The following is a 21676-nucleotide window of genomic DNA, read 5'->3' as shown; positions in this document are numbered from 1 at the left end:
CGCCCGCCTCCCGCCCGTCAGGCGTCCGGGGCGCCGTCCCACGCCCCCGCCGCCGCGGCGTCGCGCGCGTACTCGGCGAAGTCGCGCGGCGGGCGGCCGAGCGCGCGCTCCACGCCGTCGGCGACGCTGCTGTTGCGCCCGTCGAGCACGGTCGTGAAGAGGTACGTGAGCAGCCACACGTCGTCCTCGGGCGCGCCCATCGAGGTCATCGCCGCCGCGTAGTCCGCGACGGGCACCTCGACGTACGCGATCTCGCGCCCGGTCGCCGCGCCGATCTCGGCGACCGCCTGCGCGAACGTCAGCAGCCGCGGGCCGGTGACCTCGTAGAGCTCGCCCGCGTGGCCGTCCTCGGTGAGCGCCGCGACCGCGACGTCCGCGAGGTCGTCGACGTCGACGAACGGCTCGGTCACGTCGCCCGCCGGGAGGACGACCTCGCCCGCGAGCACGCCGTCGACGAGGTAGTACTCGCTGAAGTTCTGGTCGAACCACGCGGCACGCACGACCGTCGACGGGATGCTGCTGCCGAGCACGAGCCGCTCGCACTCCTCCGCGCCCTCCTCGCCGCGGCCCGACAGCAGGACGAGGCGGCGCACGCCGGCCGCCTCGGCGCGCGCGACGAACGCCGAGACGACGTCGACGGCGCCCGGGACCGCGAGGTCGGGCACGAAGCACACGTAGACCGCGTCGACCCCGGCGAGCGCAGCGTCCCACGTCGAGGGGTCGGTCCAGTCGAACGCCGGCGTCGCCGAGCGTGAGCCGACGCGCACGGCGACGCCGCGGTCGCGCAGGCGGGCGGTGATGCGGCGGCCGGTCTTGCCGGTGCCGCCGAGGACGAGGACGGTGCCCGGGTCGGGCAGAGGGGTGCGGCGGGTCGCGCCGGTCGTGGAGGTCGTCGGGACGGAGGGCGGAGAGCTCTGCGTGGTGGTCATGGGACGAGCCAACCGCGTCCGCGCGAGACGGCGAATGGCTCAGGAGCGCGCTGACATGTTCGAGCGTCTAGGGTGTGGCCCATGGATCCGATCTCCGGGCTGCTCGACTCCCCGCGAGCGCTCGGCGCGTTCCTGCTCCGCGGCGTGATGGCCCCGCCGTGGTCGATCCGCGTGCAGGACCGCGCGCCGATCACCGTCGTGGCGCTCCTGCGCGGCTCCGCGTGCGTCCTGCCCGCGTCCGGCGCACCCGAGGCGCTCAGCCCCGGCGACGTCGCGATCCTGCGCGGCCCGGACCCGTACACGCTCGCGGACCAGCCCGGGACGCCCCCGGGCGTGCTCGTCCACCCGGATCAGAGCTGCACGACGCTCGACGGCCGCAGCCTCGTGCTCTCGATGCAGCTCGGCGTCCGCACGTGGGGCAACGACCTCGACGGCCCCGACCTCATGCTCATCGGCACCTACCCCGAGCACAGCGTCGTGAGCGAGCGGCTGCTGCGCGCGCTGCCCCCGCTCGTGGTCGTGCGGCACGGCGAGGGGTCGACGGCGGTCGTCGACGCTCTCGCCCAGGAGATCGCGCGCGACGCCCCGGGCCAGGCCGTCGTGCTCGACCGGCTGCTCGACCTCGTGCTCGTCTCCGCCGTCCGGGCCTGGTCCGCGCGCCCGGACGCGAGCACGCCGGCGTGGTACCGCGCGCACGGCGACCCGGTCGTCGGGCGGGCCCTGCGGCTCGTGCACGACCGGCCCGGCGAGCCGTGGACCGTCGCCGGTCTCGCCGCCGAGGTCGGGGTCTCCCGCGCGGCGTTCGCCCGCCGGTTCACCGAGCTCGTCGGCGAGCCGCCCATGACGTACCTCGCCGGGTGGCGCATGGCGCTCGCTGCCGACGCGCTGCGCAGCACCGACGCGACGCTCGGGGCTGTCGCCCGCCAGGTCGGGTACGGCGGCGCGTTCGCGCTCAGCGCCGCGTTCCGGCGCGCGCACGGCGTGAGTCCGCAGGAGTACCGGGTGCGGCTGCGTCAGTCCCCCATCTCCGTCGGAGGCGCCGAGGCGTAGGTCGCCGGGAGCACGACGAACGTCGACACTCCGGCGGGCTCGCCCTCCACGAGACTGCGCACGGCTCCCGTGACAGGGTCGACCGCGCGGATCCAGTGGGCGGGAAGGTCGCCGCGGGGCCCGTAGGGGGTGTCCGCCACGATCAGCTCGTCCCGACGGACACCGACGACGGTGAGACTCGCACTCCCGCCGCCGCTCAGCTGCGTCGCCGTACCGTCCGTGACGTCCCACCAGGTGCTCTCGGTCACATTCCAGCCGAAGGACCCCGCGACCACGCGGTCGCCGACGCGCCACGCGCCGCCGACCTCCGTCACCGGGGGCAGCCCGGTGAGCCTGCGCGGCGTGCCCGCCCCTACGGGGACGAGCCAGAGCTCGCTGCCGGGTGACGGCAGGACGAAGGTCGACGCGCCGCCCGCGGAGCACTCGTGCAGCACCTCCGTGGCGCCGACCCACATCCACGCCCGGCACGCGCCCGGCAGGTCCGGATACGGGCTCCGCATCGGCAGGACCGAGAGGTCGTCCGCGTCGACGGCGCGCGGACCCGCCTGGTCGTTGGTGACGAACGCGCTGCCGTCCGGACCGAGGACGGCCGTGGCCGAGACCGGGTACACCGGGGACGCGGGGGTGAGGGACCGCACGGCCCCGTCCGCTGACAGCCGCCGGACCGTCCCGTCGACGGAGGGGAGCAGCACGTCGCCGCTGCCGTCGGGCACCAGCCGCGCCTCGGTCCCCCTCCCGAGCGTCGGACCCCGCACGCCCGTGAGGAGATCGAGCACCGCGACCTCGGCCGTCGCCCGCACGTGCACCAGCACGCGTGAGGTCCCGGGCGCCCAGTCGAGAGCCAGCCACTCCGTCGGGTCCCCCGCGGTCGGCACGACGTACGGCCGGCCCTCCGGACTCACCAGGTACAGCCGCACCGGCGAGCCGACCCGCTCCCCGTCGAGCCACGTGCCGTGCTGGACGAGCATCCACCCTGCGGCCGAGGCTTCGAGCATCCCCGGCGACATCGGCTCCGCGTCGCGGAAAGTGGGGGTGGGCGGCGGCGCCGAGGTGGCCGTCGGGGAGGGCGTCGTGGTCGGCGTGACGTCCGGAGTCGGTGACGTCGGCGTCGGAGCCGGTGCCGTCGGCGCGGGCACCGGTCGCGCCGGGGGCTCGGGCCTGGCATCCCACGCCTGGACCCCAGCGGCGATCCCGCCGGCGACAACGAGCGTCGTGGTCACCGTGGAACCGGTGCGGACGGCGCGGCGGCGCACCACCCGCCGGGCGAGCGCGCGCGACTCGCGCGCCGAGTCCGGGGCGGACGCCGCGGCGACGTGGCGCTCCTGGTCAGCGAAGCCGCGCAGCGCGGCGGCGAGGTCGTCGTTCATGCCCCGCTCCTTCCCGTGTCGGTCACGTGCACGATCTCGGTGTCGTCGGACGCCGGGCCGTCCAGCCGCAGCGCGCCCCGGAGCCTGCGGGTGCCGTCGGCGAGGTAGCGCTTGACCGAGCCCTCGCTGATCTGCAGCGCTGAGGCGACCTGCGGCACCGTCAGGTCGTCGAAGTAGCGCAGGACGACGCACGCGCGCTCCCGGGGCGACAGGAGCGCGAGCGCCGCACCCACGTCGGTCGCGGCCGTCGCGGCGTCCTCGGCGGCGCGCGCCGGGGGGCCCCCGGCGAAGAGGTGCGCCTTCTCCCGCCACGTGCGCCGACGCCGCACCTGGTCGAGGTAGACCGTCCGGATCGCCTGCCGCACATAGCCCTCCGCCGCGTGCACGTCCGTGACGACGCGGGGCCGGGCGAACGTGCGCACGAGCGCCTCGTGCACCAGGTCCTCCGCGTCGCGGCGGTCGACCACGAACAGGCACGCGTAGGCGACGAGCGCCGACCGCCGCTCCTGGACCATCCGGTCCAGGGTCTTCCTCCAGTGCGCCACGCGGCGTCCTTCCCCTCGTCCCGGGCTGCTGACACCACAACGCGCACCTGCACCGGATCGTTGAGGGCTGTCGCGCCGGACGATCCGCGGGCGCGCGACGCGCCCGCGGCGCGCCGGTGCAGGGTGCCCGCAGAGCTGCGCGCCTCCGACGTGGCGCGTACCTCCGACGTGGCGCGCCTCCGACGGGCGTACGCGGGGCGCCGAGCGACAGCGGAGGATGGACCCGACCGGTCAGGCCGGGGCGGGCTGCCCGGGACGCCGCTGGTCCACCGGCGACAGGTCGCCCACCCCGTCGTGCGCGTGGTCGAGCAGCCAGTCGAGCGCGACGGGGACCGCGCTGAGCACGGAGACGTGACCGTCGCGGGGACGCAGCCAGAGGTCCGCGCGCGGGCAGCCGCGCAGGAGGGCGTCGGCGTGCGCGACCGGGATCATCCGGTCCACCTCGCCGTGCACGACGAGCACCGGCGCCCCGACCTGCCCGAGCTCGAAGCCCCAGGGCCGGGCGAGCGCGACGTCGTCGTCCACCAGCCCGTCGCTCCCGGCGCTCGCGGCCAGGGCGACGTCGTCGTTCATCGCGGCCCACGGCCCGGCGAGCGCGTCCCAGTCAGCGGCCACGAAGACGCTCGCGTCGAACTCCGCGGTGAGTTGGAAGCGCGCCCGCGCGTCCCGGCCCAGCAGTGCGGCTCGCAGCGCCGCGTCGTCAGCCATGCCGGCGAACCAGGCCTCGTCCCCGGCGTAGGGCGCCGGGCTGGCGAAGGTCGCCACGCCGGTCACGCGGTCACCCAGGGCGGCGGCGCACGCGAGCGCGTGCGGGCCCCCACCCGACGAGCCCATGACCGCGAACCGCCCGAGCCCGAGCGCGTCGGCGACCTGCTCGACGTCCCGCGCCGCGGAGCCGACGTCCCGGCCGGGGAGCGGCGACGAGCCGCCGTAGCTCGGGCGGCCGTACGACACGAGCCGGATGTGGCGGGGACGCGTCGCCCGCACGAGCGGCTCGAGGAGCGCGCCGGTCTGCGGCGACCCGTGGTGCCACACGAGCGTGAGCGCGTCGGCGGGTCCGCCCGGGGCGAACGGCCCGGTGTCGTGGACGGCGAGCGTCCGGCCGTCGGCCAGGCGGACGTCGTGCCGCGTCCCGGCGGTCGTCACGCTCAGTCCGTGCTCAGCAGCGACGGGCTCGTGATCTCGACGCCCCCCATGATCGCGGTGACGTGCACGACGAGCTCCGGGGCGTGCGGGTCCGCGGGCGGGGTGGTCGTGTTCTCCCACGCGCCGAGCAGCGGCAGCCCGGACACGGTGACCCGCCAGGTCGGCGGGACCGTGATCTCGACGCCGCCCCACAGCGCGAACACCGCGATCTCCGCGCGCTCGACGACCGCCGCCTGACGCAGGTCGAGCTCGATCCCGCCCATGATCGCGCTGAGGCTCCCGCCCCGGAACGCCTGGGACGTCGAGCGCCGCTCGGACCCCCACCACAGGACCACCGAGTTCACGATCGCGTCGTCGGTCCCGGGACTGCCGAGCCGCGTGAGGAGCGAGATCCCGACGAGGATGATCGCGAGGGGCCACAGCAGGCCCCACAGGCTCACGTCGAGCATGCCGAGCCGACCGAGCTGGAGCAGGACGCCGACGGTCAGGATCACCGCGGGCCCGACCCAGGCACGCGGCACCGTCACGAGCGCCGCGACGCCGACCGCGATGATGGCGAGCGGCCACCACGTCGAGACGAGGTCGCCGAGGCTCACGTCGAGGAGACCCAGCTGGTCGAGCAGCGCGGCCACCCCGATCGCCACCACGAGGACGCCGAGCAGGGACCGGGGCAGCGGACGACGGTTCACGTCGCCACGCTAGCGCTGCGGGGGTGCGCCCCGGCAGGGGTCACGACCGGTTCGCAGAGCCCGACGAACGCCCCGAGCTGCGCGAGCGCCTCGGGGGTGGCCGGGAGGTGGTCGGTGAGCCGGTCCGACCGCACGACGAACGCGCACCACTGCGCGCGCGACACGGCCACGTTCACCCGGTTCCGGTCGAGCAGGAACTCGATGCCGCGCGGCACGTCCTCGGGGGACGACGCGGCGGTCGTCAGCACGGCGACGGGCGCCTCCTGGCCCTGGAACCGGTCCACCGTGCCGACGCGCGTGGCGGTGAGCCCCGCGGCGTCGAGCGCGCGCCGGACCGTCCACACCTGCGCGTTGAACGGCGCGACGACCACGACGTCCTCGGCCTCGAGCGGACGGTCCACCGCGGCCCCGGACGCGTGCACGGCGGGGTCGCGCCACCGGCGTCCGACGAGGTCGCGGACGAGCACGACGACGGCTGCGGCCTCCTCGACCGACGCCACGGCGTTGCCCTCGTGCTCGACGACCACGCGGTGCACGCCGGGCTCGACGCCCTCGAGAGAGCGCCCGGCGGCGGCCGGCACGCTCGTGAGCCGCCCGTCGTAGGACAGCCGTGAGACCGCCGCGCACAGCGCCGGGTGCAGGCGCCAGCTCTCCGCGAGGAAGTACCCGAGGTGCGGCGGGAGCGTGTCGTGGCCGTCGGTCAGCCAGCCGAGGGCCGAGCGGTCGACGGGCTCGGGGTGCACGCCCTGGCTGACCTGCGGCAGCTGCTGCGGGTCGCCGAGCAGCAGGAGCCGCCGTGCCGCGACCGAGCACGCGACGGTGTCCGCGAGCGAGAGCTGCCCCGCCTCGTCGACGACGAGCAGGTCGAGCGAGCCGCGCGGGACCCGGCCGGTGTGCGTGAGGTCCCACGCGGTGCCGCCGACGACCGCGCCGGGCCCCGTGCGCGGACCGGGGGCGGGTGCGCCGTCGCCGGCGGACGGGGCTGGGGGCGGGTCTCCCAGCAGCGCGGCGAACTGCGCGTCGGTGCGCAGGTGCCGCCAGGGAGCGGCGGGGTCGGTCGCCTCGGACGGCTTCTTGCCGATGCGGTCCGGGTCGACGCCCGCGGCGACGACCGCGCGCAGCAGGTTCTCGACGACCGCGTGCGACTGCGCGACGACCCCGACGCGCCACCCGCGTGCGACGAGCGCCGCGACGACCCGGGCGCCCGTGTACGTCTTGCCCGTGCCCGGCGGTCCCTGGACGGCGAGGCAGGAGTCGTCGAGGTCCAGCAGCGCCGCGGTGATCGCCTCGACGTAGTCGGGCGTGCCGTCGGGCGCGCGACGCACGCCCGGCAGCGGGGCGCCGCTGCGGGTCCGCGGGGGCACGCGCCGGAGCAGGTCGAGCGCGGGCCCGCGCGGGACGCCGGGCAGGTGCGCCGCGACGGCCTCGGCGAGCGCGCGGACCGCGGCGGTGATCGAGGCGGTGCGCGGCGGGGCGCACGGGCCGAGTGCCATCGGCAGGGCGTCGTGCTCGTCGGCGTCGGACGGGAGGGCGTCCTCCACGAGCACGACGTCACGGTCGGGGGCCCGGTCGGCGGCGCGGGCGGTTCCTCGGGCGGGCGCGTCGAGCGGAGCCGGACCCGGCGGGGCGCCCGCGTCGGGGGCGCCGTCCGGCGCGGTGAGCCCCGGGTGCACGCCCGCGGGCATCGTCGCCTCCGTCCCGACGGCTCGCACGGTCACCCGCTCCGTCCAGCCGCGCAGGCCGCCCTCGCTGCGCTTCGCCGCCGAGGGGAGGGGCGGGTCGTAGAGCGCGAAGGCCTTCGCCCCGCCGCGCAGGTCGCTGCCCGGCTCGAGCCGGCCGACGAGGCGCAGCACCCGGCGCGCGGTGCGGGCGCGCGGCGGGATCGACCAGCCCTCGACGACCTCCACCTCGTCGGCCACGAACGTGCTGCGCCGCTCGGTCCACTCGTCGGGCGCGGCGCTCAGCCGGTCGAAGTGCGCCCACCAGAACGGCTTGTCCTCGCGCCAGTGGTACCCGAGCGCGGCCGCCAGGAGCGCGACGGCCTGCTGGTCGGCGGTGCGGGCGTTCCTGGCGGACGGCTGCCCGGTGCGCGTCCCGCTGGGCCGGTCCGGCGCTGCGTCGAGGGGTGGCTGCGCGTCGGCCGGGGCGTCCGCGTACGCGAGCAGGGTCGTGACGAGCGGGTCGCGCTCGGGCGCCTCGTCGTCGACCCCGTCGAGCGGCTCGGCGTCGAGCGGTGCCCGGGGGTGCACGCCGTGCCCCGCCGCCCGGGCCAGCAGCCAGTCGCGCAGCCCGAGCGTCGAGACGCAGTCGTCCCGGTTGTACGTCGCGATCTGGTCGAGGCGGCGCTGCGCCTCGTCGAGCGCCCCGACGGCGCGCAGCGTGCACGCCGCGGCGTACTCGGCGATCGAGTCGCCCGCGGTCGTCACCCCCGCCTCGTCGCGTGCGGCGTCGCGGTACAGCGGCTCGAGCTTCTTGATCGAGTACGACGGGGCGCCCGTGCGCAGGCTCGCGCGCACGGTCGCGTAGAGGTCGACGAGCACGCCGTCGCGCAGCAGGTCGTCGACGACCTCCTCCCCGACGCCGTGCCGGCCCGCGAGCCGCAGCAGCGCCGACTTCTCGTACGCCGCGTAGTGGTAGACGTGCAGGTGCGGGTGGCGCCGGCGGCGCTCGGTGAGATAGTCGAGGAAGTCGAGCAGCGCCTGCTTCTCCGCCGCACGGTCATGGGCCCAGAACGTCCGGAAGACGGGCGCGTCGCCCGGACGCGCCGGGGCCTCGACCACGCCGAACAGGTACTCCAGACCCCACTCGCCCGAGGCCTCGTCGACCCACAGCGGGTCGCCCTCGAAGTCGAAGAACAGGTCCCCGGGGTCCGGCGCGGGCAGCAGCCCGATGACCTCGGGAGCGAACAGCTCGAAGACCAGGGGCGGCGCGCCGGGCGCGCGGTCGCCGCGGAGCGCGTCGTCCGCACGGTCCCCGGCGGGCGCGTCGTCCGCGCGGTCCGCGCCGAGCGCGGCGGCCCCCACGTCACCGTGCGTGTCGAGCGGCGTGCCGAGCGGCGTGGCGTCGCCGTGGGCGTCCTGCGCGGCCGGGGGAGCGTCCGTGCCCGCGGGCGGCGACTGCCGGACCTGGAGCCGGGCCTGCGCGCGCAGGGCGTCGAGCGTCGCCGCCCCGACGCCGGCGACGGGGCCGCTGCTCGTCGCGAGCTCGTCGACCGTGCGCACGCCCGCGTCGCGCAGCCGCGCGCGCTGCGTGGTGCGCAGGCCCGCGACGAGCAGCACGTCGCGCGTCCGCTCGACCTCGCCCGCGCACACGTCGCAGCGCCCGCACGCCCGCACGCCCGGCGCGCCCCACACCGCCGGCCCGGGCTGCGCGAGGTGCGCGGCGACGAGCCGCTCGAGCCGGGCGCGGCGCTCGCGGTACACGGGCGCGAGCTCGTCGAGCCGGTGGCTCGTGACCGTGCGGTCGCCGAGCACGAGGTGCACGTGCGGGGACACCGGAACCCCCGCCCGGGCGAGCAGGTCCCCGTACGCGGCGAGCTGGAGCAGCGCCGTGGTGCGGGCGTGGCGGGCGAGCTTGGCGTCGACGACGGTGCACGCGCCGCCTGGCGGGTCCGCGCGGACGACGAAGTCCGCCCAGCCGCTCAGCCCGCCGTCGAACAGGCCGGCCTGGTGGACGACGTCCGCGCCGCCGTGCAGCAGCGCCAGCGTCTCGGCGTGCTTGTCCTCGAGCACCCGCCGGTCACGCGCCCACACGAACGGCGGCCGCTCGACGACCGCGACACCCCGGCCGGTCGCCGGGTCGAACACCCCGTGCTGCGCGCGGTACCGGGCCAGCACCTGCTGCTCGTGCGCGTCGCGGAGCTGCGACGTGCGCACGTCGAGCGCGTCGGGCGGGCTCACGACGGCCTCCCACCGGCCGAGCTGCACGTCGAGGCGCCGCAGGACCGCGAGCTCGCACGTCGCGGAGACGGCCAGGTCGCTCGGGCTGAGCACGGGGGCGCCGTCGTCGAGCAGGAACATGCCCTGACGCTAACGACTGCCGCGCCGGTGCGGGCGCGTCCGTGCCGGCGCCGTCCGGCCGTGGCCGTGGCTGTGCCCGCACGCCGCCGTACGCTCGGGTCATGGACAGCGGCTGGGGCGTGCTCGTGGCGGTCGTCGTGCTGGTCGTCGTCGTCGCCGTGCTGCTCGAGCGCCTGAGCGCACGCGGTGTGCGCGGGGCGCGCGGCGCGCTGAGCGACGGCGTCGGCGCCGGGATGCTGGGCGAGCTCGTCGAGGTGTTCCAGCCGAGCCGGACGCACCTGACGCAGGAGCGCGAGCGCCAGCGGACCGCCATCGCGCAGCGACCGTCGGAGGCGCCGCCGTTCGACGTCGACCTCGACGCGGGCGTCGTGCGGATCACGCGGCCGGCCCCGCCGCAGCCCGGGGACCCGCGCGCAGGATGAGGCCGGCACGGCGGACAGCAGCCGCCGCGGCCGAGGGGGCGCGCGACGGCCAGCCGACGACCGGCGCGCGGTCGCGTCAGGGGGCGGAGGTCGCGTCCGGCTCGGCGGCGGCCGACGGGCGGTCCCGGTCGCGGCTCGGCTGCACGCGCTTGGGCTCGCCGGGCATCTTGGGGTACTCGGGCGGGTAGGGCAGGTCGCCGAGCCCGTGGTCGCGCTCGTCCTTGTCCGCCAGGTCGAGCAGCGGGCGGATCGAGCACCCGTCGTCGGGCAGCCCGCTGCGGTCCGGACCGAGGGGCGCGAACAGGTCGCCGACCTCCGCGAACCGCCCCGGCATCGACAGCACGTCGAAGTCGTCGGGGTGCACCTCGGGGACCTCGGCCCAGCGCAGCGGGGCCGACACGGTCGCGCGGGGGTTCGCGCGGATCGAGTACGCCGAGGCGATCGTGCGGTCGCGGGCCATCTGGTTGTAGTCGACGAAGATCTTGGACCCGCGCTCCTCCTTCCACCACTTCGTGGTGACCTGGTCGGGGAGCCGCCGCTCGAGCTCGCGGCCGACGGCGATCGTCGCGCGGCGGGCCTGCGTGAACGTCCAGTGCGCCTGGATCGGCACGAAGACGTGCAGGCCGCGCCCGCCCGACGTCTTCGGGAACCCCTGCAGGCCGTGCTCCTCGAGGATCGACCGGAGCTCGGGGGCGACGCGTGCGGCGTCCGCGTAGTCGGTCCCCGGCTGGGGGTCGAGGTCGATGCGGAGCTGGTCGGGGGCGTCGACGTCGCCGCGCAGGACCGGCCACGGGTGGAACGTCAGGGTCCCCATGTTGGCGGCCCACGCGACGACCGCGAGCTCGGTCGGGCAGACCTCGTCGGCCGTGCGGCCGCTCGGGAACGCGATGGTGCAGGTCTCGACGTAGTCGGGTGCGCCCTGCGGGACCCGCTTCTGGAAGAACGCGTCGCCCGTCGAGTCCGTGCGCGTCGAGAGCCGGGCCCCCTCGAACACGCCCTTGGGCCAGCGCTCGAGCGTGGTCGGGCGCTCGCGCAGCGCCCCGAGGATCCCGCCGCCGACGGACACGAAGTACTGCACGACGTCGAGCTTCGTCAGCCCCCGCGCGGGGAAGACGAGCCGGTCCGGGCTGGTGACCCGCACCGTCCGGCCCTCGACCTCGAGCTCGACCGCAGGTGTCTTCGACGGCGCCATGCGCCTCACCGTAGACGCGGGCGCCCACGGGCGCACCGGTTCACGGCGGTGTGCCCGTGCGCGCGGCGGTCGGGCGCACGCGGGCGGGACCTGCGGGGACGCGATCCGTGGGGCCACGGTCCGCGCCACGAGCCGGGCCCGCACGCGTGGCACGTCGTCCCGGAGAGGAAGCCCGCGTGGTGCCGGGTGAGGTTCCGCGGGCGACGCCGCGCGCGCATGATGGGAGGGCACCCGCTCGTGGGAGGAGACGTGCCATGAGAGCAGCCGTGGGGGACCTGATCGTGAGCCGGCCGACCGTCGTCGGCGGCCACGTGCGTGAGGGCGTCGTCGTCGAGCTGCGCCACCCGGACGGGCAGCCGCCGTTCGTCGTCGAGTGGTCCGACACGGGGGAGCGCACGCTGGTGTTCCCCGGTCCGGACACCAAGGTCGAGCGGCACGCGGACGGGTCCACCTCCTGACCGTTGTCTGTCGCAGGTTTGTACCGTTAAAGTGAGACAAACGCGGTACAAAACGTCCGGCGCTCGTGTCCGGACCACGACGAAGGAGTCCGGTCATGGGGTCCACGCTCGTGCTCGCGACGCTCACCTCCGTGTGCGCGCTCGCCCTCCTGGTGCACAGCCTCGTGCCGGCGTTCGTCCGGGGTGCCGTGCGCCGCACCGCGCTCCAGGTCGACCTCCCGCTCGACGACGCGACGGAGCCCCACGTCGTCGCCCGCTCCCGCCGTCGCGAGCGGTGGGCCGCCACCGGCGCCCTGCTCGGCGGGCTGCTGCCGCTGCCGCTGCTGCCCGGGGACGACGGCACCGCGCTGCTCGGCTCCGCGGGCGGCGACCTGCGCGGCTACGCGGTGCTCCTCGGCTTCTCGCCGGCACCGCCGCCGGGCTGGGTCTGCTCGCCTGGCGCGAGACGACCCGCGCGGTCGACGACCGCGGCCCCCGGGTCGCGCGGGCGAGCGTCCCCGTCGTCGAGGACTACGTGGCACCGCACGAGCGGCGCGGCGCGTGGGTCCTCGCCGGGGTGTGCGTCGCCGTCACCGCCGCGGCCGCGCTGCGCGAGGGTCCCGGCCTCCCGGGGGCGCTCGTCGCGCTCGGCGTCGGGGTCCCCGTCGCGGCCGTCGTCGGGACCGAGCTGCTGCTCGCGCGCCTCCTGCGCGCCCGGCAGGCCGCGTCCACCCCGCTCGCGCTCGCGTGGGACGACGTGCTGCGTGCCCGCACGGCGCGCGACCTCGTCACCGTGCCGCTCACCGTGGGCGCGTACCTTCTGCTCGTGATCACGGCGCGCGCGGAAGAGGTCGGCACCATCCAGGACGGTCTCTCCCTCGTCCTGCTCGTGGGGCTGCTCGTCGCGGCGGGCGCGAGCGTGCTGCTCGACCCGCGCGGGCACGTGCGCCGACGCCTGTGGCCGCAGCCGCCCGCGCCCGCGGTCCCCGCCGGGCTGCCCGGCGCCGCCGGGGCGCGCTGATGCTCGTCGTCGACCCCGCGTCGCACGTGCCGCCCTACGAGCAGGTGCGCAGCCAGCTCGAGGCGCAGGCCGTCGCCGGCGAGCTGCCGCCCGGTCACCGGCTGCCGACCGTGCGCCGGCTCGCCGACGACCTGGGCCTCGCCGTGAACACCGTCGCACGCGCCTACCGCGAGCTCGAGCAGGCAGGGGTCGTCGAGACGCGCGGGCGGCTCGGGACGTTCGTGGCGGTGCGCGGCGCCGACCGGGAGCGTGAGGCGTCGATCGCCGCGCGCGAGTACGTGCGGCGTGCGCGCGAGCTCGGGTTCTCGGTCGAGGACCTGGTGCGGGTCGTCCGCCGGGAGGCGGAGGCCTGACGCCCGGGCCTCGAGCGGCTCAGGCCGTGGGGGTCACGCTGCGGACGCGAGGCGCGCGACGACCGCCGGCCCGGGCAGCCGCAGCTCGTGCATCGCGGCGAACAGCACCCGGTTGAAGGCCGCGGGGGCGTGGCTGTTGACGTCGTGCCCGGCGCGCGGCACCACGGTGAGCCGGGTCCCCGGGCGGGCGCTGACGTAGCGGCGCTCGTCGAGGCGCAGGGGGTCGCGGCGCCCGTTCACGAGCCAGACGGGCACGTGCACGCGGCGCAGGTCCGCCAGCGGCGAGTATCCGCGCACGGCCGCGAGCATGTCCGACACGACGTGCCACGTGCCGCCGCCGATCCGGAGCGCGCCGGTCACGTGGTGCGCGAGCCGGCGGTAGGCGCCGAGCGGCTTGCCGCGCAGCTCGGTCGAGCAGCCGGCGAGCAGCACCCCCGCGAGCTTGTGCGGGTGGCGCGCCGCGTACGCGAGCGACATGTACCCGCCGAGCGAGAGGCCCACGAGCAGCGGCGGGACGTCGCACGACGCGACGGCGTCGTCGATCGTCGTGAGGGCGCCCGACAGCGTGAACCGCTCGTGCGCGCGCCGGCCGTGGCCGGGCAGGTCGACGGCGATCGTGCGGTGACCGTTGCGCGCCAGCGCGTGGACCTGGTGCGTCCAGATCGCGGACGACGTGCGGACACCGTGGACGAGGACGACGGGACGCGTGATGGGGGGCTCTTCTCGAGGAGGCGTGCTGCGGTGCACGGGGAAAGTGGGCCGACCTCCACGGTAACCCGGGGGGTTCGCGAACGGGGGGTGAACTGCCTCACTCCCCGCCTCCCCGCGTCACGACCCGTCGAGCAGCCCCCGCCGGTGCGCCAGGGTCGCGGCCTCCGTGCGTCCCGAGGCGCCGAGCTTCGCGAGCAGGTTCGACACGTGCACGCTCACCGTCTTGGCGCTGATGAACAGCTCCTCGCCGATCTGCCGGTTGGACAGCCCGCGCGCCACGAGCCGCAGCACCTCGGCCTCGCGCGCGGTCAGCACGTCGCCCCCGGCCGAGCGCACGCCGGGCAGGTCGAGCCGGCCGCGGCGCGCGAGGTCGCGGACGGCGCCGGCGAGCGGCTGGGCGCCCATCGACTCCGCCTCCTCGAGAGCGACCCGCGCGTGCTCGGTCGCCGCCGCGCGGTCGCCCGCGTCGAGCAGCGCCGCGGCCCAGCGCCACTCGCACCGGGCGACCTCGTAGCGGTACCCGTACGCGTAGGCGTCGCGCGCGGCGCGCCAGAGGTCGGGGTCGTCGGTGCCGGCCAGGCGTGCGTGCTCGGCGCGCGCACGGGCGAGCCACGCCCGGCCCTCGGGCCCGAGCCGCCCGCCGCGCGGACGCCCGCGCTCGGCGACCCGCGCCGCCCGGGCCAGCAGGGCGCTCCCGTGCTCGACGAGCTCCGCGGTGTCGCCCCCGACGAGCCGGCGGCCGTGCGCGTCGTCGGCGAGCGCGGCGATCGTGAGCGCCGCGAGCCAGATGGCGCCGAGGAAGGTCTCGCTCCACGTGCGCCCGAGGTGGTCGATGAGCCGCCGGCCGACGGACGCGGCGTCCCCGAGCTCGCCCGCCCAGGTGAGCGCGTCGATCAGGCAGCCGCCGCTGAGCAGCGCGATCTGCGCGTCGCGCTCCCAGCCCGGCTCGAACGCGCGGCCGCGGGAGACGGCGTCCGCGTCGCCGCGCGCGACCGCCGCGTACAGCCCCACCGCCGCCATGAGCCCGGGCTGCAGCTCGATCAACGGCTCCGTGCCGAGACGCAGGGGCGTCAGGTCCCCGAGCGCGTAGCGCACGAGCTCGGCGAAGAAGCGCAGCGCGACTCCGAACTCCGTCCAGGCGAGCCCGGTCGCCGCGGACTCCTCCAGCCCGCGCGCGAGGACGCGGGACGCCTCGCGGAGCTGACCGTCGTAGTACAGGGTCGTCGCGAGGTTGTACGTGCAGCGCTGGGCCGTCACGAGGTCACCCGCGTCGCGGGCCCGGCGCTCGGCGGTCGCGAGCAGCTCGGCGGCGTGCGCGGGGTCGTCGACGACGAGCACCGCGAGGGTCGCGAGCGCGTCGGACTCGGCGGCGGCCTCGCCGTGCTCGCGCGCGACCTTGACGGCCCGGGTTGCGGACGCGCGTGCGTCGTCGTCCCGGTCGGCCGTGAGCGACGCACGCGCGTGCGTCGCGAGCACCCACGCGAGCTGGCGGGGCTCGGGGTCGTCCTCGAGGGCCTGCGTCGCGTTGCGCAGGGCCTCGAGCTCGTGGTCCGCCGCGAGGAGGTGACGCGCGAGCTCGGTGCGGAGCCCGACGCGGCGGCGGGGGTCGTCCTCGGCCGCGGCGACGGCCTCCCGGGCGAGGGTGATCGCGCGCTCGACCTGCCCGGACCGGCTCGCCGCGTCGGCCGCCCGCTCGAGCACGTCGACCCGCACGACGCCGACCAGGCCGCCCGCGTCCGGCACCGACTCCCAGAGCCGCAGCACGGTCTCGAGGTGCCGCAGCTCCTCCGCGGGGGCGAGCACGCACGCCGCGTCCTGCGCGGCACGCCACGACCCGTCCACGGCGACGGGGAGGTCGTGCGACTCGAGCGCGTGCACCACGAGGCGCGACAGCGGCCCGAGCGACGGGTCGGCGCGCAGCGCCCGCAGGTAGGCGCGGTGCAGCGCGACCTGCTCGCCGGGCAGCAGGTCGGTGTAGACGGCCTCGGCCAGCAGCGCGTGCCGGAACGCGATCCGGCCCTCCTCGCCGACGAGCACGTGGTGCGCGACGGCCTCCCGCAGCGCGTCGTCCACCGACCACGTGCCGAACCCCGCCTCCGGGTCCGCCGCGACGGCACGCAGCAGCGGCTCGGTCACCCGCCGCCCCGCGACGGACGCGATGCGCGCGAGCTGCTGGACCGCCGGGTCGAGGTGCTCGAGGCGGGCACGCAGCACGTCCGCGAGGGTCCACGGCAGCGTGTCCGGCCCCGACCGTGCGTCGAGCAGCTCCTCCGCGAAGTACGCGTTGCCCTCGGAACGCTCGGCGACGCGCAGCAGGTCCGCCTCGGGCAGCGGGTGCCCGACGAACGCCGCCGCGAACTCCCGCAGCTCGTCGCGCGTGAAGGCGGGCAGGTCGATGCGCTCGACGCGCGGGTGCCGGGACATCTCGGCGAGCATCGGGCGCAGCGGGTGGCGCCGGTGCAGGTCGTCGGTCCGGTAGCTCGCGACCACGAGGAGGTGCTCGTCGCGCAGCCGCGCCACGAGGAAGCGCAGCACGTCCCGGCTCGACGCGTCCGCCCAGTGCAGGTCCTCGATCACGAGCAGCAGCGGCGCCCCGGGCCGGCCGACCGCACCGAGCACCGCGGCGATGCCGTCGAACAGCTGGAGCCGGCCCGCCTGGTCCTCGCCGGGGCCGAGGTCGCGCGCGTCCTCCGGCGGCGCCCCCTGCTCGCCACCGGCGCGACCCGCGCCCGTCCCGCCGGCACCCGCGTGCCCGCCACCGCCGACGGCGGCGAGGCCGGCGCCACGCCGCGCGGGCACGAGCCGCGTGAGCACCGGGCGGGCGTCCACGGCCGGCTCGACGACCTCCGGCACCTGGTCCCGCAGGCGCGCGAGCGCCTCCGCGAACGGCAGGTACGGCAGGCCGATCTCCCCGAGGTCCACGCAGTGCACCGTCACGACCGTCGCGCCCGCCTGCTCCGCGAGCTCGGCGGTGCGGCGCAGCAGCCGCGTCTTGCCGACCCCGGCGTCGGCGCCGAGGAGCACCGCGCCGGGCTGCCCGGCGCCGGCGCGCCCGAGCGCGTCCGTGAGCCGCCGGACCTCGTCGGCCCGGGCGACGAACGGGATGGTCATCGCGCTGCGTGCCATGCCCCCGATCCTGGCAGGTGCCACCCACGGCCCGGGCGCACCCGCGCGGTTGTGCGGACCCGCGCCCGAGAGCCGTCCCCGTCGGCGCGCTCGCCCCCGCGCCCCTGCGCCCGGCCCGACCGCGACGCCGCGTGCAGCTGCTCGGCCCGGTAGGCCACCTCGGCGTCGAGCGCCGGTCCCCACATCCCGTTCATGTCGGCTCCTCCTCCGTGGTGCGGGACCCGCTCCCGCACGACCTCCACGTTCGTCCTGAGGGGGGTGGGTCCGGATCGGTCGGTCGACGGGTCGTGGGCGCCGGACCGCGTCTGAGGTGGCCCTGAGGTACCTCAGACGAGCCGTGCGGCGTCTGAGGTGCGGCCGGGCGTCCGGGGGCCGGCGCGCCCCGCTGCGGCTCCTACCGGCCGTGCGACCAGCGGATTCGGCCCCGGCCCGCGGCGCGTGACACCCTCGGGACATGCCCCTGTCGACCGCTGCCCCCGGTTCCGTGCTGTTCGACGGCGCGACGTTCGAGGCCGTGCTGTTCGACATGGACGGCACGCTCATCTCCTCGCTCGCGTCGGTCGTGCGCAGCTGGACCCGGCTCGCGCAGGAGTTCCGGATCGACGACGTGCGCGCCCGCGAGTTCCGGTTCCACGGCGTGCCCGCACGCGACATCGTCGACACGCTGCTCGCCGACCGTGAGCCCGAGGAGCGCGCCCGGGCGCTGCGCCGCATCGTCGAGCTCGAGGTCACCGACACGGGGGACATCGAGGTGCTGCCCGGCGCCGCGGAGGCGCTCGCCGCGCTCGCGGGCACCGGGCGCAGCGCCATCGTCACGTCGTGCGACCTGACCCTCGCCCGGGCGCGGCTCGCGGCGTCGGGTCTCGCGGTCCCCGACGTGGTCGTGACCGCCGACGACGTCGCGCGGGGCAAGCCGGACCCCGAGCCGTACGTGCTCGGCGCGCGCCGGCTCGGCGTCGACCCGGTCCGCTGCCTCGTCGTCGAGGACGCCGCCGCGGGGCTCGCCTCGGGCCGCGACGCGGGTGCGGCGACGCTCGCCCTCGCCACCCAGTCGCACGGCGACGCGCTGACCGCCGACGTCGTCGTCCCGCACCTCGGGGCCGTGCGCCTCGACGTCTCCGGCGCCGGCGTCCGGGTCCTCGCCGCCTGACCGGCCCTGCACCCGACCGGCCGGTCCTCGTGCCCTCGTACCGCGTCACGCTCGGCGTCGGGCTCCTCCGGGGGTCGACCGCGCCCGAGGACGTGCTGCCCGCCGCCGCAGCCGCCGCGCGCGGGCTCGTGACCGTCGAGGCGTACGACCTCGGCGTCGTGCGCGGCCGCGCCCGCATCACGGTGCGGTTCACCGCCGACGACGACCCCGCGGCGCTGCACGTCGCCGGGGTGGTCACGCGCAGCGTCACCGACCTCGCGACGGTGGACCAGCCGCAGGTCACGCGCCGCTGGGGCAACCGCTGGTACCCGCTGCGCGCCGACGGCCGCATCCCGCGCCCGCCGACCGGCTGATCCACCCCCGTGCGCGCCCGACGTGCGCCAGGATGACCGCATGACCACCGCAGGGGGCGGCGGGGCGACCGGCGGCGAACCGTCGACGCCCGCGCACGCCGACGGGCGTGCCGACCGGAGCCACACCGAAGGGCCCGCCGACGAGCCGCCGCGTCCGTCGGGCGTCGCGATCGCCTGGCCCGACCCCGACCGGCCCGAGGCCCGCCCCTGGTGGCCGCGCGCCGCCGGACCGGCCTACGCGTCGTGGGGCGCGCGCGTCGTCGCGCACCTGCTCGACACGGCCGCCCTGGGTGCGGTCACGTACCTCGCGTTCGCCGTCCAGCCGGTCACGGCGCCGAGCCCCGCGCCGTTCTTCGCCGCCGGGATCGACGCACCGCGGGCACCGGGGTCCTGGTGGGAGAGCCCGTGGGTCGTGCTGACGTTCGTCGTGCTCGTGCTGCTGCAGGCGTACGTCGGCTCGACGCCCGGCAAGCTCGTCGCCGGGATCGCGGTCGTGCGCGACTCCGACGGGCGTCCCGCCGGGCTGGTGCGCACGGTCGTCCGCTGGTTCGCGCATCTGCTCGACGCGATCGTGTACGTCGGGTACCTGCGGCCGCTGTGGCAGGCCGAGCGCCGCACGTTCGCCGACAGCCTGCTCTCGACCGTCGTGGTCCGGCGGGCCGACGCGCGCACGCCCGCGTGGTGGACCGGCGGGCTCGTGCGCGGGGGAGTCGCGGCCTCCGTGGTGGTGTGCGTCGCGGCGGCGGCGTTCCAGCTCGGCCCGTACTCCGCCTCGTCGTCGGACACGGTGACGTCCGACTGCATGGTCCCCGGCACGGACGGGTCGGCGGGGCCGGCGGCGGGCGGCAGCGTCGCGGTGCCGGCCCAGGAGGGCCCCGTGAGCCGGTGGGGTGTCGTGCGCCGTCAGACCCGGAGCGAGGGCTGGGTCGAGGTGCGCTGGGAGCGCACGGGCGCGGTCGCGAGCCCCGGCGCGTACCGGCTCCGGGTCGCGCGGCCCGACGGCAGCGGTGCGCGCACGTTCCAGGTCGACGTCGTGTCGGCCGCGGCTGACGGCACCGCCGAGCTCGAGAACCGGGGGGCGCCGCTCGAGGACTTCGGGCTCGAGGGCGCGACGGTCGTCGCACGGTTCGCCCCGGAGGCGTTCGACGAGCTCGGTGACCGCTGGGAGTGGACGCTCACGAGCGAGACCGACGGCACGGTCACCGGCCCGTGCACGGGCACGGCCGAGCGGTGGGGCGCCTGACCGCACCACCCCGGGGCCGTCTCAGGGCACCGGCTCAGGTGCGGTCAGGGCAGCGTCAGGGCGTTGTCCGGGTCGGCTCAGGGCCGGTCCCCGATGTGGGGGTGGGTGCGTCGGAGGCACCGTGGAGGTGTCAGAGCGACACCCCACGAACGAAGGAACGTGAACCCCGTGACCAGCATCCACGAGACCCTCGGCCGCGACGGCCTGATCCGCCCCGTCCAGGGCCGCGTGCTCGGCGGCGTGTGCGCCGGGCTCGGCCGCCGGTTCGGGCTCGACCCCTGGCCCGCGCGCCTGCTCTTCCTGCTCGTCCTCATGGTGATCCCGGGCAGCCAGCTCATCGTGTACCCGGTGCTCTGGATCCTCATGCCGTCCGAGGACAAGCTCGCCCGCGTGCACGCCGGCTACCCGGCACCGGGCGTCCCGACGCCGCCGTCTGCGTGACGCCCTGCGCCGCACGGACCGTGCGGCGGTCGGACCGGTCGGCGGTCAGCGCTCGGTGACGTCCACCTCGAACTCGAACCCGTCGAGCAGCTCCGCGGCGTGGCGCTGGGCGACCCCGGTCGCCGTCTCGAGGTCGGGCGCCTCGCCCGGCACCGTGAACGTCACGGGGCCGGGCAGCGGCGCGCCGGGCAGCGCGGCCTCGTCGGCGACGTCGTCGACGGCGCCGAGCGCGTCGGCCATGCCGGCGCGGGTGTCGTCGTCGGGCACGTCCTGGACGGTGATGCGGGCGAGGTAGTCGGGCACCCGCCCATCGTCCTGCACGCCGCCGACATCCCGGGACCAGGCCGGCTCGGCCGTCGGCCGGACCCGCGGCCGGTCAGCGCGTCCCGGAGCCGGGACCCGCCCCGCCGGGTCAGCCCGACCCGCGTCCCAGCAGCAGCTCGATCTCCCCGTGCACGGCCGGGTCGAGCGGTCCCGCGGCGAGCGCCCCGACGTTCTCCTCGACCTGGCGCACGTCCCGGAACCCGGGCAGCGGCACGGCGCGCTCGTCGTGCGCCCAGATCCACCCGAGCGCCCCCTGGGCGAGCGTGCGCCCGTCCGCGGTGAGGGCCGCGCGCACGGCGTCGACCTGCTCGAGCATCTCGGGGGCCGGCGCGCCGCCGGAGAACCAGCGCATCCACCCGGGCTCGCGCCCGCGCACGTCGTCCTCGGGCAGCCGGCTCGTGGCGGCGTACCGCCCGCCGAGCAGGCCCATCGCGAGCGGCGAGCGCACGAGCACCCCGAGGTCGTGCCGCTCGGCCAGCGCGAGCATCGGCGCGTTGTCGTCGAGCACGTTGAGCTGGATCTGCACGACGGCGAGGTGCGGCGCGTGCGCGAGCACCTCGACCTCGTCGGGGTCGTCCGTGCTGACGCCCCACCAGCGCACGAGCCCCTCGTCGACGAGCTGCTCGAGCGTCGTGGCGAGCTCCTCGGCGACCGCCGCGCCCGCCGTCGGGGTGTGCAGCTGGTACAGGTCGACGTGGTCGCGCCCGAGCCGGCGCAGCGAGGCGTGCAGCGCCTCGCGCACGTACGCGGGGGAGACGTCGACGCCCGTGAGCTGCCGGGTCGCGGGGTCGATCGTGTTGCCGAACTTGGTCGCGACGAGCACGTCGGGGTGCGCCGCGAGCACCGGGGCGAGCAGCTCCTCGCTGCGGCCCGCGCCGTACGCGTCGGCGGTGTCGAGCAGCGTCACGCCGAGCTCGACGCCGCGGTGCAGTGCCCGGGTCGCCTCGTCCTCGTCGACGCCCGCGTACCCGAGGGGCTGGTCGCCGCTCGCCATTGGGCCGCCGAGGGCCCAGCACCCGAGGCCGAGCGCGCTGGTGTCGAGGCCGGAGCGTCCGAGGCGTCGTCGCGGGAAGGTCATGAGGTCCAGGCTGCCACGCTGCGCGGCCCCGTGCCCGCCCCGGCGGGAGCCCGGAGCGCGCCGCGAGCGCACCCGCGCTT

At 77.1% G+C, this 21676-nt stretch carries 20 protein-coding genes; 9 read left to right on the top strand and 11 right to left on the bottom strand.

Annotated features, from left to right (window positions below; all coding sequences use genetic code 11):
• Positions 1–17: 17 nt before the first annotated feature.
• Positions 18–929 (bottom strand): NAD(P)H-binding protein, encoded by a 912-nt coding sequence (locus NXY84_RS17870; protein ID WP_258724373.1) that lies wholly within the window; start codon positions 927–929, stop codon positions 18–20.
• 81 nt (positions 930–1010) lie between these two features.
• Between NXY84_RS17870 and NXY84_RS17865 the strand changes: the two genes are divergently transcribed.
• A complete protein-coding gene (locus tag NXY84_RS17865; RefSeq protein ID WP_258724372.1) occupies positions 1011–1979 on the top strand; it encodes an AraC family transcriptional regulator in 969 nt (322 codons plus the stop codon).
• On the opposite strand, the gene NXY84_RS17860 is transcribed toward NXY84_RS17865, so the two are convergent.
• The 5 genes from NXY84_RS17860 to NXY84_RS17840 form a co-directional block, all read right to left on the bottom strand.
• Entirely contained in the window at positions 1943–3346 is a 1404-nt protein-coding gene (locus NXY84_RS17860) for a hypothetical protein (RefSeq protein ID WP_258724371.1), read from the bottom strand. The two genes, NXY84_RS17865 and NXY84_RS17860, sit on opposite strands and share 37 nt — an antisense overlap.
• On the bottom strand, positions 3343–3891 hold the full coding sequence (locus NXY84_RS17855) for an RNA polymerase sigma factor (protein ID WP_258724370.1): 549 nt from the start codon (positions 3889–3891) through the stop codon (positions 3343–3345). Before NXY84_RS17855 ends, NXY84_RS17860 begins: the two co-directional genes overlap by 4 nt.
• A gap of 231 nt (positions 3892–4122) precedes the next feature.
• Positions 4123–5037 (bottom strand): alpha/beta fold hydrolase, encoded by a 915-nt coding sequence (locus NXY84_RS17850; protein WP_258724369.1) that lies wholly within the window; start codon positions 5035–5037, stop codon positions 4123–4125.
• A gap of 2 nt (positions 5038–5039) precedes the next feature.
• Positions 5040–5726 (bottom strand): cell wall-active antibiotics response protein, encoded by a 687-nt coding sequence (locus tag NXY84_RS17845; RefSeq protein WP_258724368.1) that lies wholly within the window; start codon positions 5724–5726, stop codon positions 5040–5042.
• Positions 5723–9745, bottom strand: a complete 4023-nt coding sequence (locus NXY84_RS17840) for a TM0106 family RecB-like putative nuclease (protein WP_258724367.1) — start codon at positions 9743–9745, stop codon at positions 5723–5725. Before NXY84_RS17840 ends, NXY84_RS17845 begins: the two co-directional genes overlap by 4 nt.
• A 101-nt stretch (positions 9746–9846) precedes the next feature.
• Between NXY84_RS17840 and NXY84_RS17835 the strand changes: the two genes are divergently transcribed.
• The gene (locus NXY84_RS17835) at positions 9847–10167 is read left to right on the top strand and encodes a DUF6191 domain-containing protein (RefSeq protein WP_258724366.1); all 321 of its coding nucleotides are present in this window, start codon (positions 9847–9849) and stop codon (positions 10165–10167) included.
• A gap of 76 nt (positions 10168–10243) precedes the next feature.
• On the opposite strand, the gene ligD is transcribed toward NXY84_RS17835, so the two are convergent.
• Positions 10244–11359: a non-homologous end-joining DNA ligase gene (gene ligD / locus NXY84_RS17830; RefSeq protein WP_258724365.1), complete on the bottom strand. Its 1116-nt coding sequence runs from the start codon at positions 11357–11359 to the stop codon at positions 10244–10246.
• 254 nt (positions 11360–11613) lie between these two features.
• Here ligD and NXY84_RS17825 point away from each other — a divergent pair, with 254 nt between their 5' ends.
• The 3 genes from NXY84_RS17825 to NXY84_RS17815 all read left to right on the top strand — a co-directional run bounded on the left by NXY84_RS17825 (position 11614) and on the right by NXY84_RS17815 (position 13170).
• Positions 11614–11817: a DUF1918 domain-containing protein gene (locus tag NXY84_RS17825; protein ID WP_258724364.1), complete on the top strand. Its 204-nt coding sequence runs from the start codon at positions 11614–11616 to the stop codon at positions 11815–11817.
• 514 nt (positions 11818–12331) lie between these two features.
• Complete coding sequence (locus NXY84_RS17820; RefSeq protein ID WP_258724363.1) at positions 12332–12817, top strand: hypothetical protein; 486 nt, start codon at positions 12332–12334, stop codon at positions 12815–12817.
• The gene (locus NXY84_RS17815; protein WP_258724362.1) at positions 12817–13170 is read left to right on the top strand and encodes a GntR family transcriptional regulator; all 354 of its coding nucleotides are present in this window, start codon (positions 12817–12819) and stop codon (positions 13168–13170) included. Before NXY84_RS17820 ends, NXY84_RS17815 begins: the two co-directional genes overlap by 1 nt.
• 33 nt (positions 13171–13203) lie before the next feature.
• On the opposite strand, the gene NXY84_RS17810 is transcribed toward NXY84_RS17815, so the two are convergent.
• Together NXY84_RS17810 and NXY84_RS21795 are read right to left on the bottom strand one after the other, a co-directional pair.
• Complete coding sequence (locus tag NXY84_RS17810) at positions 13204–13917, bottom strand: alpha/beta fold hydrolase (protein ID WP_258724361.1); 714 nt, start codon at positions 13915–13917, stop codon at positions 13204–13206.
• 81 nt (positions 13918–13998) lie between these two features.
• Complete coding sequence (locus NXY84_RS21795) at positions 13999–17007, bottom strand: ATP-binding protein (RefSeq protein WP_309485021.1); 3009 nt, start codon at positions 17005–17007, stop codon at positions 13999–14001.
• Between the two features lie 454 nt (positions 17008–17461).
• Between NXY84_RS21795 and NXY84_RS17795 the strand changes: the two genes are divergently transcribed.
• From NXY84_RS17795 to NXY84_RS17780, 4 genes are all read left to right on the top strand, one after another.
• A complete protein-coding gene (locus tag NXY84_RS17795) occupies positions 17462–18157 on the top strand; it encodes an HAD-IA family hydrolase (RefSeq protein WP_258724360.1) in 696 nt (231 codons plus the stop codon).
• A 29-nt stretch (positions 18158–18186) separates the two neighbouring features.
• Positions 18187–18510, top strand: coding sequence for a hypothetical protein (locus tag NXY84_RS17790; protein WP_258724359.1), 324 nt, complete (start codon positions 18187–18189; stop codon positions 18508–18510).
• Between the two features lie 40 nt (positions 18511–18550).
• Complete coding sequence (locus NXY84_RS17785) at positions 18551–19753, top strand: RDD family protein (RefSeq protein ID WP_258724358.1); 1203 nt, start codon at positions 18551–18553, stop codon at positions 19751–19753.
• A gap of 168 nt (positions 19754–19921) precedes the next feature.
• A complete protein-coding gene (locus NXY84_RS17780; protein ID WP_258724357.1) occupies positions 19922–20194 on the top strand; it encodes a PspC domain-containing protein in 273 nt (90 codons plus the stop codon).
• Positions 20195–20239: 45 nt separating this feature from the next.
• Here NXY84_RS17780 and NXY84_RS17775 read toward each other — a convergent pair whose 3' ends face one another.
• Positions 20240–20497: a hypothetical protein gene (locus NXY84_RS17775; protein WP_258724356.1), complete on the bottom strand. Its 258-nt coding sequence runs from the start codon at positions 20495–20497 to the stop codon at positions 20240–20242.
• Between the two features lie 109 nt (positions 20498–20606).
• Complete coding sequence (locus NXY84_RS17770) at positions 20607–21596, bottom strand: aldo/keto reductase (protein WP_258724355.1); 990 nt, start codon at positions 21594–21596, stop codon at positions 20607–20609.
• Positions 21597–21676: the final 80 nt, after the last annotated feature.

The sequence above is a fragment of the Cellulomonas sp. NS3 genome (assembly GCF_024757985.1).
Lineage (GTDB): Bacteria > Actinomycetota > Actinomycetes > Actinomycetales > Cellulomonadaceae > Cellulomonas_A.
The sequence above is the reverse complement of the archived record's forward strand: the minus strand, read 5'-3'. Positions and strand labels throughout refer to the sequence as shown.